Genomic DNA, 13,602 nt, shown 5'->3' on the forward strand with positions numbered 1-13,602 from the left:
CGGCCGGCGAGGGCGCGTACCGGTCCGTTCCGCCACAGAATGCGTCGAAACGAATCATGATTTTACGGTCTCGTTTTTAAAATATACTCGCGTATCGGGACATACTCACGAAGCGATCCGGCCGATATCCCACACGTCCGAAAGAGGACACAAAAAGCCCGCTATTATACAGACGCACCTCCTTCGACGTGCCCTGAGTTGTCTCCCGTGTATGGCTGAGAATCCAGACGGTCCCCACGAGCGGATCCCGGCGTGGGACGAGACGGCGGACGCGATGCTCGCCGACGTCGACTACGACGCCGACCTCGGAAAGCGGATGGCCGACGACGCGATCCGCGTCGCGAACGGCGAACTGTCCGAGGCGGAGTTCCACGAACGGTATCACGAGGAGGTGAAAGCGGAGTTCGGGCGGGACGACCGCCCGACGGACCCCGAGAACGATGACTGACGACAAGCTAACCGGACTCAGACGGGACGTCCTCAAGTCGGGGGCGGTCGCCGCCCTCGGCTTCGGCACCGGTGCGAGCGTGTTCTCGACGCTCGAAAGCGCCGGCGGCGACGCCGAGGCCAACCAGATCACGAGCTTCCTCGGCGAGGACCGCGTCGTCAAGACCGCGTGTTCGCCCAACTGTCGGGGGAAGTGTCCGCTGCGGGCGTTCGTCCGCGACGGGCAGGTCAAGAAGGTCCAGCCGCAGGTCCCCGAGGACGAACGCTACAAGCGCGGCTGCGTCCTCGGCCTCTCCCACACCCAGCGGGTGTACAACTCGACCCGGCTGAAGTACCCGATGAAGCGGGCCAGCTGGTCGCCGGACGACCCCCAGCCCGGCGCGCGCGGCGAGGGCGCGCAGTTCGAACGCATCGGCTGGGGTGAGGCGCTCGACCACATCGCCAACCAGATGGAGCGGGTCCGCGAGGAGTACGAGCCCCGCAGCGTCTACTTCGAGACCGGCTCCGGCGACTCGGGGCTCAGCGGCTCGATGCAGGCGAAGCTGTCGGACCTGTTCGGCGGCACGCAGATGTCGTGGTCCATCGACATCAACACCGGCCTCGGCTTCAGGCGGGTGACGGGGGCCGGCTACTTCAACGCCGAGACGAACTTCGGCGAGGACTGGCAGCACGCCAACACCGTCATCGTCTGGGGGTCGGACATCTTCGCGAGCAACTTACAGCAGGACGCGTCGATCCTCCTGGACGCCATCGAGAGCGGCGCGAAGCTCGTCGTCGTCGACCCCGTCTACACCGGGACGGCGTCGAAGGCCGACCTCTGGCTGCCGGTTCGGCCCGGGAAGGACCCCTACGTCGCGATGGCGATGATAGACACCGTGCTCTCCGAGGAGCTATACGACGCGGAGTTCCTGCGGGAGCGGACGCTCGCCCCAGCCCTCGTCCGCGAGGACGGTAATCTGCTGAAGACGGGCGACGTGTTCGCGGACGGCGACGACAGCACGCCGGTCGCGATGGACGCCCAGACTGGGGAGCCGGTCCCGCTCGAACCGGAAACCTACGGCGAGTACGAGCTGTTCGGCGAGTACACGGTCGCGGGCGAGACCACGACGACCGGCCTGACGGAGCTCCGGCGTGAGGCCTCGAACCACCCGGCGGAGGAGGTCTCGGATCTGGCCGGCGTCCAGGCCGAGGACGTCCGGACGGCGGCGCGGTGGCTCGCCACCCGCGGCCCCGGCGGGATCGCCTCGGGCTACGGCGTCGACCGCTACAAGTACGGCCACGCCTTCGGCCAGGCGTACGCCACGCTGTTGAGCCTGACGGGCGACTACGGCCGCCACGGGACGATCCACGCCTCGCACCCGAGCGGCAGCGGCTACAGTTCGGGTGACTTCTTCGCGACCGGCGATGACGCGGTCGGAACGTCGTCGCTGTACCAGTCGGACATCATCACGGCGATGGAGAGCGGGGACCCGTACCCGATCAAGATGATGTACGCGCAGGCGTCGAACTTCCTCGCCAACCAGCTGCCGAACCGGCAGCGCTGGCTCGACGCCGCCGAGAACCTGGACCTCATCGCCGTGGCGGACATGCACCACACGCCGACCGTCCAGCACGCCGACATCGTCCTCCCGGCGTCGCACTGGTTCACGCGGGAGGACGTCGTCGGCGGGTCCAACCACCCCCACGTCAGCTATCGCGAGCCCGCACACGAGCCGCTCTGGGAGGCGCGCGACGACTGGGACATCATCGTCGGGCTGGCCGAACGCCTCGGCTACGGGGACGAGTTCGTCGCCGACAAGAGCGAGGCGATCGAGGAGATAATCGGCCACGACGACCGCATCGACTACGACACGCTGGTCGAGCAGGGGACGGTCCACATCGACGACGACCCCGTGCTCTACCAGGGCGAGTTCAACACGCCGTCGGGGCGGCTCGAGATATACAAAGAGGACGCGCCGGTCGAGGACGGCGACGACCTCGACGAGGAGGTTTCCTTCGAGGTGCCGGTGCCGATAGAGAGCCGGACGGACGACGACTGGGAGAAGGCGGAGGAGTACCCGCTCACGTTCACGCAGAAACACTCGAAGTGGCGGATCCACTCCCAGTACGAGTACCAGCCCTGGCTGCGCGAGATAAACGACCAGCCCCAGCTCGACATCAATCCCAAGACCGCCAAGCGCCGCGGCATCGACGACGGGGACTACGTCCGCGTGTACAACGACCGCGGGGAGATGGTCGTGAAGGCGAAGTACAACGACGGGATCAGGCCCGAGATGGTCAACACGGACCAGGGCTGGTGGGTGCGCGACTACGTGCAGGGCCACCACAACAACCTGACCCACATGGACGTCTGCGAGGCGACGGGGAACTTCGCGTTCTACGACACGCGCGTCGAGGTCGAACCCGCGCCCGACGACGTCGACACGAGCAAGTACACGTCGGACAACCCGCGCGGGGCGGACGCCGGCGCTGCCGGAGGTGATTAACCGTGACCAACTACGGACTCGTCATCGACCAGGAGCGGTGTATCGGCTGTCAGACCTGCGCGGTGACCTGCAAGCAGGAGAACAACGTCCCGATGGGGCAGTTCTGGAACCGCGTGCTGACGGAGGGCGGCGACCACATAGACACGCCCGAGGGCTCCTACCCCGAGGACGGGGAGACCGGCAACCTCGACATGCAGTACCAGCCGACGGCGTGCCAGCACTGCGAGAACGCGCCGTGCGTGAAGGTCTGTCCGGTCAACGCGACGTACACCCGCGACGACGGCATCGTCGAGATAGACTACGACAAGTGCATCGGCTGCCGGTACTGCATGGCCGCCTGCCCGTACAACGCCCGCGTGTTCAACTGGGACGAGCCCGAACACCGCCCGGACGACGGGACGGGCGACGTCGCGGAGCGCCCGCAGGGCGTCGTCGAGAAGTGCACGTTCTGCAGCCACCGCGTCGACGAGGGCCTCGACCCCGCCTGCGTCGTGAACTGTCCGGCCGACGCCCGCATCTTCGGCGACCTCGACGACGACAGCAGCACCGTCTCCGAGTACGTCGCCAACTACAACACCGAACAGCTGCTCGAGGAGAAGGGGACGGACCCGAACACCTACTACGTCCAGGGGGAGATGACGCCCGGCCGGACGTGGACGAGCGACGACCTGGAATCGGAACTCGACGATGACCCGTCGGCGGAGTCGGTGTCGGCCGACGACGCCGCCGGCGACGAGCCGGTGCCACACGTCCCGGCGGAGGCCGGCGGAGGTGACGACTGATGAGCGAGTCGGCGGCCGAGACCGAACGCCGGAAGCCGGTCGTCCCCTCGTTCGGCACGCGGTGGAAGGCCTGGATCGGCGTCCTCGGCCTCCTCCTCGTCGTGGGGCTGGTCGCGTGGGCCTACCAGATACGCGAGGGGCTGGTGGTCACGGGGATGCGCAACGTGTTCTCGTGGGGGCTGTACATCATGCTGTTCGTCATGTTCGTCGGGCTGTCGGCGGGCGGACTCATCATCTCGAGCGCGCCGAAGTTCTTCCACTCGGACCGCTACGAGGGGTTCGCGCGCCTCGGCGTGCTGGTGAGCTTCGCGTGCATCGTCGTCGCGGGGCTGCTCATCCTCCCCGACATCGGTCGCCCGGAGCGGCTCTATCAGTTTTTCACCTCGCCGGACTTCCGGTCGCCGATGGTCTGGGACTTCGGCATCGTCATGCTGTACGGCGCGTTGAACCTCTGGTACCTCTGGCTGCTGACGCGCCGCGACCTGGCCGCACGCGGGTCGCGGTTCGCGCTGGGCGTCGAGGACACCGAGGCGGGCCGGGAGCGTGACCGCCGGCTGCTGTTCTGGACGGCCGCCGTCGCGCTGCCGGCGGCGGTCGCGCTCCACTCGGTCACCGGGTGGATCTTCGCGACGCAGGTCGGCCGGGGAGACTGGTTCAGCCCGCTGGTCGCGCCGGTGTTCATCGCGAAGGCGCTGGTCTCCGGGCTCGGTCTCCTGCTCGTGGTCGCCGTCCTCGTCGACCGCTACACCGAGTTCGAGGCCGACCGCGGTGAACTGACGAGCCTCGGGAAGATACTGGGCGTGTTCCTCGCGTTCCACGTCGTCTACCTGCTGGCGGCCGAACGCCTCCCGCACGCCTGGGCGAACCACTTCGGGTTCTGGGGGATCACGAGCGAGTTCCTCGTCGGCGAGTCGGTGTACTTCTGGCTGTGGACGGGCCTCGGCGGGGCCGTCCCGCTCGCGCTGCTTGCGGTCCCGTCGCTCCGGAAGCGGATCCCGGTCATCTTCGCGGCGAGCGCCCTCGCGGTGTTCGGGACGCTGTTCGAGGGCGTCAGGCTGGTGTTCACCGGCTATCACAGCGTGAACATCGACGCCAGCCCGGGCATCCCCGTGGGCGGCGAGTATGCCGGCGTGACGACCGACATCTGGGCGACGTCGGGGAGCTACACGCCGACGCTGGTCGAGGTCGCCATCTCCCTCGGGATCGTCGCGCTGGGGGCCCTGATCGTGACCGTCGGGCTCCGCTACCTCCCCCTGCAGGAGCCGTCGACGGGGACGACGTACGCGACCGACGGGGGTGTCGACGAGCATGACTGAGGGGACGACCGCGACGGCCCGCGACGCCCGGGAACTCCCGCCGGCCGAGCGGCTTGCGGCGCTGGCCGTCTGCTGGCAGGAGCCGACCGCCGAACTCGTCGAGGCCGTCGACGCGGGCGCGTTCGGCGAGTCCGCCGACGGGGTCGACGAGCAGTCGCTCCGCGTGGAGTACACGCGGCTGTTCCTCGGCCCCGGCCCGGCGCAGTGTCCGCCCTACGAGAGCGTCTACCGGGACGCCGAGGAGGACGAGGCGGACGCGCTCGGCCCCGTGTACGGGCCGTCGACGCAGGCCGTCGCCCGCTGGTACGACGAGTACGACCTCCGGACCCGGGAGGAGTGGTCCGCGCCCCCCGACCACATCGCGACGGAACTGGAGTTCGCCGCCACCCTGGCGGAGACCGAACCCGACCACCGGCTCGACCAGTTCCTCGACGAGCACCTCCGGCAGTGGGTCGACGAGTTCGCGGCCCGCGTGCGGGCAAACGACCCGAGCCCGTTCTACGAGCGGCTGCTCGACCGCACGGAACGGACGCTGTACGGGGCGGCCGGCTCCGACGGCGACACGGCGTGACGCCGCCCGGGCCGCCGGCCCGCGTCCGGTAGGTCGCCGTCCGGTGTCGGCTCCGCGACGTCGAGTCTCCGCCGGGTTTTCGTCATCCTTCCTCGGACTAATTTGTTCGGCTGTATTTTCAACCACAAGAGTATTCCCTCTCTGTATGCTATGTCATCACGTGTTAGAGGAAGGGTCGTCCGCACCGAGGTTTTCCCTCCCGGGGTGTATCGACGGCGAGATGGCCGACTTCAGCCTGGACGAGACCCTCGCGCGGGACAGGGTCGCGTTGCTCGTGTTCTTCCCCTTCGATTTCAGCCCGGTCTGTACGAACGAACTGTGTGCGATCCGCGACGCCGAGTGGTTCCAGCTGACGCCGGAGATAGACGTGTGGGCCATCTCCGGGGACAGCGTCTACGCCCACCGGACGTTCGCCGAGAAGTACGATTTCAACTTTCCGCTGCTCAGCGACTGCGCCGGGCGCGTGGCCGAGTCGTACGACGTCTGCTACGAGGAGTGGGAGTCCCACGAGCGCATCCCCCAGCGTGCCGTCTTCGTCGTCGACTCCGATCGGACGATCCGCTACGCGTGGGCGACGGAGGACGCGTTCGAGAAGCCGGATTTCTTCCCCGTCAAACAGTCACTCGACGCGATAGCGGCCGAACGCGATCAGTTCGGCCCCCGGAACGTCGAACTGACCGTCGAGTACGGCGAGGGCCCCGACCAGTTCAGTTCGTAGCGGAGGGAGGATCGATCGCTTTCCAGCCCTGTCGGTCGTCGTGCCGCCACGGTAGCACCGACGGCAATGACCGAAGTGGGTTTCCGCTTTCCCGTCGTACCCGTCCCCGATGTGGCCCTGGGGACACCTCGCTGCCGGCTACCTGCTGTGGACAGCCCTCGTACGCGAGCGCCGGTTCCGGCCGCCGACGGGTGCCGAGGCGGTCCTGCTCGCCGTCGGGACGCAGTTCCCTGACCTCGTCGACAAGCCGCTGGCCTGGTCGCTCGGTGTGCTCCCGAACGGCCGGTCGCTCGCCCACTCGATGTTCGTCGCGGCGGCGGTCGTCGCGGTCGCCGTGGCGCTCGCTCGCCGTCGCGACCGTCCGGTTCTCGGGGTCGCCTTCGGCGTCGGGTACGGCGTCCACCTCGCCACCGACGCGCTGCCGACGCTCGCGGCGGGCCGGTACGCCGACCTCGCGTTTCTCGCGTGGCCGCTCCTGCCCGCCGTGGAGTACGACACCGACCCGAGCTTCGCCGCGCACTTCCTCGGCATCGAGCCGACGCCCCTGTTCCTGTTCGAGATCGGCCTCTCGGCGGTCGCGCTCGCCGTCTGGGTCCGCGACGGCACGCCCGGCGTCGACGCGCTCAGGGCGACGCTGGGCGGACTTCGAACCGCGATCACGGAGTGAGGCATGGGACCACCGGGGAGACTCGATCACCGACGCAGGTCGATCAGCCGTCCGTCGCCGCCGTCCGCCGATACCCCTCGTACAGCGCCGGGAGCCCGAGCGGGAGCGCCAACGCGCCGAACCCGAGGAGCGCGTACCCGCCCGCGGTCCGCCGGCGCACAGCGACCGCGGTCGCGGCGACGCCGAACCCGGCGATCGCGTACGCGAGGTTGCTCCAGAGCGGGTCGTACGAGGAGCAGTACAGCCAGCAGGCGAACGTGTAGGATGGCGCGTTCCAGGTCGGCGGGTGGAGCTTCGGCCAGAAGAACCGGCAGTACGTCGTCCACCCGAGCATCGCGAGGGCCGGGAGGCCGGCGAGCCACAGCGTCGACCCGAACCGGGCGTCGGCCCCGTAGCGCCGGTACCCGGCGAGAAACAGCGCGGGAAACCCGGCGACCCACAGCCAGATGCCGACCGTGTACGTCGCGGGCCAGTGTTCGATCCGGGGCTGTGTCACGGGCAGGCGCAGCGACGCCGGGAGCGTGGCCCAGGGGAAGGACGGGTCGGGGACGGGGTTCGTGAACAGCGCGAGGAGACAGAGGGCCGTCCCGAGGGCGAGCCCGTAGAGCGCCCATCGCACGTACGCGGTCAGCCAGGCGGGGAACCCGGCGGGGGAGTGCGGGGTCCATCCGGAGTCGTGCACAGGGTCGCCGGTTTCGGTCATCGGTTCGGTCAGCTATCCCGTTCGAGCGCGTCGCGTCGCTGGTCGTACTCCTCGTCGGTGAGGTCGCCGCGGGCGTACGCGAGGCGCAGTTCCTCGACCGCCGGGTCGTCACCGTCGGCCCCCGTCAGCGCGCGGTAGACGAGGTAGCCAGCGCCGACGAGCGCGCCCAGGAACAGCAACTGCATCAGGACGCCGAACAGCAGCATCCAGCCCGGGGCCGCGCCGCCCATTCCGGACCCCCAGCCACCCATCATCGGCCCCGCCCCCGTCCCCATCATCCCGCCCATGCCGGCAAGCGGGAGGACGAGGAGCGCCCCGACGACGATCAACCCGGCTGTGACGAGCGAGTTCGTGTTGGTTGTCATGGTTCCTTCTGCCGTCACTGTGTACTACGGGACCGGGACTCAATGCAGTTGTTCTTTCGACACCGTCGGATTCGACCATCCGTTCCTTGGATGCGTGCGGTTCCGGTCGCGGCCACTTCGGTACGCAAACCAGGGCTCGTTTCGACGGCCACTGCTGCCCGCTGTCCGTCACCGGCAGGTCCCACCCAGCGACGTGGACGAAACGCCACGATCGGCCCGATTTCACCCTGCGGTTCTCACGCGGTTTGAAGGGCGTTCGGGGTGAACGGGAGACGATGCCCGGGGAGCGGGACGATTCCGCCGACCACGCCGAACGCGAGAACGCCGAGGGAGCCACCCCGCGGGAGCAAGCGCTCCTCGAAGACGAGGCCGAGGGAGCGGCCGCCGACCACGAACGCCACGCGGGCCACGAGTCCCGCGGTGGCGGCCACGGCGGCGGAACGCACGGCGACGACCACGACGACGGGATGCACGCCGGCCACGAGGCGATGTTCCGCCGGCGCTTCGCCGTTTCGACGCTGCTATCGATCCCCGTTTTGCTCTACAGCGAGGCCCTGCAGGCGTGGCTTGGCTTTTCCGTCCCGGGGTTCCCGGGGAGCGAGTGGATCAACCCGGTCTTCGCCGTCGTCGTCTTCGCGTACGGCGGGGTGCCGTTCCTGCGGATGGCGGGCCCCGAACTGCGGGACCGCTCGCCCGGGATGATGACGCTCATCTCGATGGCCATCACGGTCGCGTTCGTCTACAGCCTGGCGAGCGTCGTCCGCCCGACGCAGTCAGCGTTCTTCTGGGAGCTCGTGACGCTCATCGACGTCATGCTGCTCGGACACTGGACCGAGATGCGCTCCGTGCGACGCGCGTCCAGCGCGCTCGACGAATTGGCGAAGCTCATGCCCGACACGGCCGAGCGCGTCACGGAGGTCGGTGACACGGAGCGGGTCCCCGTCAGCGACCTCGCGGCGGGTGACCTTGTGCTCGTGCGGCCGGGTGCGAGCGTCCCCGCCGACGGCGTCGTCGAGGAGGGCGACTCGGATGTCAACGAGTCGATGATCACCGGCGAGTCGGCCCCTGTCTCGAAGGAGCCGGGCGACGAGGTGATAGGCGGGACAGTCAACGGCGACGGCAGCCTCCGGGTCCGGGTCGACGCGACTGGCGAGGAGACGACGCTCGCGGGGATCATGCGCCTCGTCGAGCAGGCCCGCGAGAGCAAGTCCCGGACGCAGGTGCTCGCCGACCGGGCCGCGGGCTGGCTGTTCTACGCCGCCGTCGGGTCCGCGGCGGTGACGGCGGTCGCCTGGACCGTCGCCACCTCGTTCGACGCGGCCGTCGTCGAGCGCGTCGTCACGGTGCTCGTCATCGCCTGCCCGCACGCCCTCGGACTCGCCGTCCCGCTCGTCGTCGCGATCAACACGTCGCTCGCGGCGCGCAACGGAATGCTCGTCCGGGACCGCATCGCGATGGAACGGGCGCGCGACCTCGATACCATCGTCTTCGACAAAACCGGGACGCTCACCGAGGGCGAACACGGTCTCGTGGGGATGGAGACCGTCGACGGCGTCGATGCGGACGACGCGCTCGCTCTCGCCGCGGCGGTCGAGGGCGACTCCGAGCACATGATCGCCCGCGCGCTCCGGGAGGCCGCCGCGGACCGCGGACTAGCCCCGCCCGACGCAGACGGTTTCGAGGCGATCAAGGGTCGCGGCGTCCGGGCGACCGTCGACGGCGACGACGTGTACGTCGGCGGGCCGAACCTGCTCGCCAGCCTCGACAGCGACGTCCCGACTCCGCTCCGGTCCTTCGCCGACGACGCCGGCGAGAACGGGCAGACGGTCGTGTATCTGGTCCGCGAGGGCTCCGGAGCGAGCGGCGACGCTGCAAGCCGGGTCAGCGACCCGATCGCCGCCTTCGCGATGGCCGACGTGATCCGCGAGGAGAGCTACCGGGTCGTCGAGGCCCTCCAGGACCTCGGCATCGAGGTGGCGATGCTGACCGGCGACTCGCGGGACGTGGCCACCGCCGTCGCAGAGGAACTGGGCATCGACACGGTGTTCGCCGAGGTGCTGCCCGAGGACAAAGACGAGAAGATCCGGGAGCTCCAGACCCAAGGCAAACTCGTCGCGATGGTCGGCGACGGCGTGAACGACGCGCCCGCGCTGACCCGCGCCGACGTGGGGGTCGCCATCGGCAGCGGGACGGACGTGGCCGTCCAGTCGGCGGACGTGGTCCTCGTCCAGAACAACCCGCTCGACGTCGTCCGCCTCGTCACGCTGAGCAAGGCGAGCTACCGGAAGATGCAGGAGAACATCGTCTGGGCGGCCGGGTACAACGTGTTCGCCATCCCGCTGGCGGCGGGCGTCCTGGCCCCGGTCGGCGTCCTCCTCTCGCCGGCGGTCGGCGCGCTCCTGATGTCGCTGTCGACGGTGATCGTCGCGATCAACGCGCAGCTTCTCCGGCGTGTCGACCTTAGCGTGCCTGACCTCCCGGGCGTGACCGCTCCACGCGAGCCACAGGCCGCCGACTGAGGGATCCTTTCACCGTTTCCCGAAAAACGCCTTTGCGCCCCTGCGTCGTATTCCGGTGTTAGTAGACCAATGGTCGACCAGATGACTGCCTCGGAGCTGGCCGAGCGGCTCGACGCCGGGGAACCGCTTACGCTCGTGGACACGCGGCCGTCGGACAGCTTCGACGGGTGGCACATCGCCGGTGCCGAAAACGTCCCCTACGACCCGCGGGAGGGAATCGACGACGAGGCGTTCGACCGAATACGAGATGTCGCCGGCGACGGCCCCGTCACGACCATCTGCGGCAAGGGACTCACGTCGACATCGTTTGCGTTCGAACTCGAAGAGCGCGGTATCGACGACGTGACGGTCGTCAAGGGCGGCATGGAGGAGTGGAGCAGGGTGTACGACGCGGTGCCGATCGAGACGTCGACCGACGACCTCGTCGTCCGCCAGATACAGCGCCGCGGAAAGGGCTGTCTGGGGTACGTCGTCGGGTCGAAGGGGACGGGCGAGGCTGCCGTGTTCGACGCGACCAGACAGACCGACACCTTCGCCGTCGCCGCCGAATCGGCCGGCCTGACGATCGACGCCGTCTTCGATACGCACGTCCACGCCGACCACATCTCCGGCGGCCCGTCGCTGGCGGCCACCGTGGATGCCCCGTACTACCTCGGGGACGCAGCCACCGACCGCGACGTCGAGTACGACTACGAACCGGTCGCCGACGGGGACGTCCTCACGGTCGGCGACGTGGAGATCCGGGCGATCCACGCGCCGGGCCACACCGGGGAGATGATGAACTACCGGGTGGCCGACGAGCTCCTGCTGACGGGGGACACGCTGTTCGTCGAGTCGGTCGGTCGGACGGAATTGCAGTTTGGCGAGGCGGATGCGGCCCGCGGTGCGGAGTTGCTCTATGGGACGCTACACGAGAGACTGCTTGAGTCGTCGGACGACACCACGGTCCTCCCCGGCCACGTCTCGGTGTCGGCGGGCGGCCAGTTCAAGCACGGTACTCCGGGCGAGCCTATTGCGGCCTCGTTGGGAAATCTTCGAGAGTCACTCGACTTGCTGGGTCTGGAGAAGAAGGCGTTCGTCGACAGGCTTACCGACGACGTGCCCGAGAAACCGCCGAACTACGAGCAGATCATCGCGATAAATACTGGTCGGGCATCGCCCGATAGCGAAGGGGAGGCGACCGAACTCGAACTCGGACCGAACAACTGCGCCGCTTGATCGTCTCGTGGTCGACCGTGCTTTGTGAACGGTCGATCGGAGTTCTTTGTTCTCGCTATAGCCTGATTCGGGTCCGGCGCTAGAACTAGTGGGTGGGGGAACAATAGTTCGTGACGTTCCTATCGTTACTCATTCATTTCCTCCTGTGTATCGTTCGGCCACAAGGTACATATCGGGGGGAGACGGCGTGTCGTTCGACTCGCAGCGCGAGTAACGAAGTGCTTATATTTCTAAAACAACGTGTCATGGGTAGATGACCACGGGCTGGCGCTACCGCGTACTCTCGGTGGGCGGGGTCGCCGTGTTGACCGCGGTAGCCGTGCTCGTGGCGAACCACGCAGTCCCGCAGTACCTGTTTACGACGTACGTCCCGCAGTTCAACAATCTGGAGCCGAACGTGATGGAGGGCCAGTACTTCTGGCGGGTGCTTCTGCTGAGCGTGGTGTTCACCGTCGGATCGCTCGTTCCGATGTACAAGCCCCGCCCGCGGCGGATCCTCGACGTGGTGTTTCTCACCCAGAAGCGGGTGCTCGTGAGCGGGCTGGCGCTTGCGACCGTCGGATTCTTCGAGTGGTCCCACCGCTTGCCTCGGGCGACGCTGGTGATGTTTACTGGGATCTCGATCGTCGTGTTGCCCGCCTGGTTCGTGGTAATTCGCCGTCCAGTCGCGGGGGAACTCGACCGGACGATACTGGTCGGCGACGACGTCGAACAGATGCGAAGCGTCCGGGAGGCCATTGACGGGGACCTGCTCGGGTATCTCTGTCCAACCGCCGCGTTGCCTGTGGAGAACCCGCGGCAGATTATTGCAGATGGCGGGGCGATCGAAGGGCTAGAGGATCTGGATCATCTGGGCGGCCTGTCCCGTGTCGAGGACGTACTCGACGACCACGACGTTGATACCGTCGTGTTGGCGTTCGAGCAGGCTGATAGAGGGGAGTTCTTCGGTGCGTTAGACGCCTGTTACGAGCGAGGTGTCTCGGCGAAAGTTCATCGGGACTACGCGGATTCTGTGTTGACCCCTGAAGGTGCGGCTGGACCGCTAGTGGACGTACAGGTGGAGCCGTGGGACTGGCAGGATTACATACTGAAGCGCATATTTGACGTTTGTTTTGCCGGGTTTGGGTTGCTCTTGTGGGCACCGGTGATGGCCGTGGTCGCTGTGGCGATTAAGCTGGACAGTCCTGGGCCTGTTTTGTACGAGCAGGAACGGACTGCAGTGTTAGGAGAGACATTTTCGGTGTACAAGTTTCGGACGATGATTCCGGAGGGGGAATCAGTAGAGCCCATTGATGATGATGAGAATGACCGAATTACTGATTTCGGTCGGATATTGCGTTGGACCCATCTCGACGAGGTCCCACAGTTGTGGTCAATTCTCATCGGAGACATGAGTGTTGTCGGACCACGAGCAGTGTGGACCGAAGAGGAATCACTGCTTGAGTCACAGGCACAGTCGTGGCGGCAACGCTGGTTTGTGAAGCCCGGATTGACTGGATTAGCACAAGTAAACGATGCGAAAAGCACGGACCCACAAGAGAAGCTTCGTTTGGATCTACAGTACGTGAAACAACAGTCATTCTGGTTCGATATGAAATTAGTCATTCGACAGATATGGAAGGTGTTTCTTGATGTCTCTGGGCTAGTTAAAAACGACTAACTGGGTCGAAGATGGCTGTCATAGATCACGACTCCTGCCGGCGAGTCATTCTGTGATTCGGTAAGTGACTTTTCTGGTTCCATACCCCTGATGGAAGTGAATCACATCGAACAATATAAAAGGGCCGCGAATACATGGAGTGAGAGACCT

12 protein-coding genes are annotated in these 13,602 nt (G+C 67.0%); 10 read left to right on the forward strand and 2 right to left on the reverse strand.

The window, feature by feature from the left end:
• Positions 1-211 precede the first annotated feature (211 nt).
• The 7 genes from EYW40_RS06585 to EYW40_RS06615 all read left to right on the forward strand — a co-directional run bounded on the left by EYW40_RS06585 (position 212) and on the right by EYW40_RS06615 (position 6,987).
• The gene (locus EYW40_RS06585; protein WP_135820840.1) at positions 212-448 is read left to right on the forward strand and encodes a 4Fe-4S ferredoxin N-terminal domain-containing protein; all 237 of its coding nucleotides are present in this window, start codon (positions 212-214) and stop codon (positions 446-448) included.
• On the forward strand, positions 441-2,933 hold the full coding sequence (locus tag EYW40_RS06590) for a molybdopterin-containing oxidoreductase family protein (protein ID WP_135820841.1): 2,493 nt from the start codon (positions 441-443) through the stop codon (positions 2,931-2,933). The genes EYW40_RS06585 and EYW40_RS06590 overlap by 8 nt, the downstream gene beginning before the upstream one ends.
• 2 nt (positions 2,934-2,935) lie before the next feature.
• Positions 2,936-3,715, forward strand: a complete 780-nt coding sequence (gene dsrO / locus EYW40_RS06595) for a sulfate reduction electron transfer complex DsrMKJOP subunit DsrO (protein WP_135820842.1) — start codon at positions 2,936-2,938, stop codon at positions 3,713-3,715.
• Complete coding sequence (gene nrfD / locus EYW40_RS06600; protein ID WP_135820843.1) at positions 3,715-5,031, forward strand: NrfD/PsrC family molybdoenzyme membrane anchor subunit; 1,317 nt, start codon at positions 3,715-3,717, stop codon at positions 5,029-5,031. Before dsrO ends, nrfD begins: the two co-directional genes overlap by 1 nt.
• Positions 5,024-5,602, forward strand: coding sequence for a TorD/DmsD family molecular chaperone (locus tag EYW40_RS06605; RefSeq protein ID WP_135820844.1), 579 nt, complete (start codon positions 5,024-5,026; stop codon positions 5,600-5,602). The genes nrfD and EYW40_RS06605 overlap by 8 nt, the downstream gene beginning before the upstream one ends.
• A 145-nt stretch (positions 5,603-5,747) precedes the next feature.
• Positions 5,748-6,320, forward strand: a complete 573-nt coding sequence (locus tag EYW40_RS06610; protein ID WP_259370023.1) for a redoxin domain-containing protein — start codon at positions 5,748-5,750, stop codon at positions 6,318-6,320.
• A gap of 109 nt (positions 6,321-6,429) precedes the next feature.
• Positions 6,430-6,987: a metal-dependent hydrolase gene (locus tag EYW40_RS06615; RefSeq protein ID WP_135820846.1), complete on the forward strand. Its 558-nt coding sequence runs from the start codon at positions 6,430-6,432 to the stop codon at positions 6,985-6,987.
• A 43-nt stretch (positions 6,988-7,030) separates the two neighbouring features.
• Here EYW40_RS06615 and EYW40_RS06620 read toward each other — a convergent pair whose 3' ends face one another.
• Together EYW40_RS06620 and EYW40_RS06625 are read right to left on the reverse strand one after the other, a co-directional pair.
• Positions 7,031-7,669: a hypothetical protein gene (locus tag EYW40_RS06620; RefSeq protein ID WP_237560570.1), complete on the reverse strand. Its 639-nt coding sequence runs from the start codon at positions 7,667-7,669 to the stop codon at positions 7,031-7,033.
• Positions 7,670-7,698: 29 nt separating this feature from the next.
• Positions 7,699-8,055, reverse strand: coding sequence for an SHOCT domain-containing protein (locus EYW40_RS06625; protein ID WP_135820847.1), 357 nt, complete (start codon positions 8,053-8,055; stop codon positions 7,699-7,701).
• A 467-nt stretch (positions 8,056-8,522) separates the two neighbouring features.
• Here EYW40_RS06625 and EYW40_RS06630 point away from each other — a divergent pair, with 467 nt between their 5' ends.
• From EYW40_RS06630 to EYW40_RS06640, 3 genes are all read left to right on the forward strand, one after another.
• A complete protein-coding gene (locus tag EYW40_RS06630; protein WP_135822023.1) occupies positions 8,523-10,574 on the forward strand; it encodes a copper-translocating P-type ATPase in 2,052 nt (683 codons plus the stop codon).
• Positions 10,575-10,643: 69 nt separating this feature from the next.
• A complete protein-coding gene (locus EYW40_RS06635) occupies positions 10,644-11,792 on the forward strand; it encodes an MBL fold metallo-hydrolase (protein ID WP_135820848.1) in 1,149 nt (382 codons plus the stop codon).
• 253 nt (positions 11,793-12,045) lie between these two features.
• Positions 12,046-13,452: a sugar transferase gene (locus EYW40_RS06640; protein WP_135820849.1), complete on the forward strand. Its 1,407-nt coding sequence runs from the start codon at positions 12,046-12,048 to the stop codon at positions 13,450-13,452.
• Positions 13,453-13,602: the final 150 nt, after the last annotated feature.

This window comes from Halostella litorea, assembly GCF_004785955.1.
Taxonomy (GTDB): domain Archaea; phylum Halobacteriota; class Halobacteria; order Halobacteriales; family Natronoarchaeaceae; genus Halostella; species Halostella litorea.

What these genes read in the sequence shown, in the direction of transcription:
- EYW40_RS06640 (WP_135820849.1), top strand. Translation starts at nt 12,046, where the DNA reads ATGACCACGGGCTGGCGCTACCGCGTACTCTCGGTGGGCGGGGTCGCC.
- EYW40_RS06615 (WP_135820846.1), top strand. Translation starts at nt 6,430, where the DNA reads ATGTGGCCCTGGGGACACCTCGCTGCCGGCTACCTGCTGTGGACAGCC.
- EYW40_RS06625 (WP_135820847.1), bottom strand. Translation starts at nt 8,055, where the DNA reads ATGACAACCAACACGAACTCGCTCGTCACAGCCGGGTTGATCGTCGTC.
- EYW40_RS06605 (WP_135820844.1), top strand. Translation starts at nt 5,024, where the DNA reads ATGACTGAGGGGACGACCGCGACGGCCCGCGACGCCCGGGAACTCCCG.
- EYW40_RS06590 (WP_135820841.1), top strand. Translation starts at nt 441, where the DNA reads ATGACTGACGACAAGCTAACCGGACTCAGACGGGACGTCCTCAAGTCG.
- nrfD (WP_135820843.1), top strand. Translation starts at nt 3,715, where the DNA reads ATGAGCGAGTCGGCGGCCGAGACCGAACGCCGGAAGCCGGTCGTCCCC.
- EYW40_RS06630 (WP_135822023.1), top strand. Translation starts at nt 8,523, where the DNA reads ATGCACGCCGGCCACGAGGCGATGTTCCGCCGGCGCTTCGCCGTTTCG.
- EYW40_RS06635 (WP_135820848.1), top strand. Translation starts at nt 10,644, where the DNA reads ATGGTCGACCAGATGACTGCCTCGGAGCTGGCCGAGCGGCTCGACGCC.
- EYW40_RS06585 (WP_135820840.1), top strand. Translation starts at nt 212, where the DNA reads ATGGCTGAGAATCCAGACGGTCCCCACGAGCGGATCCCGGCGTGGGAC.
- EYW40_RS06610 (WP_259370023.1), top strand. Translation starts at nt 5,748, where the DNA reads ATGCTATGTCATCACGTGTTAGAGGAAGGGTCGTCCGCACCGAGGTTT.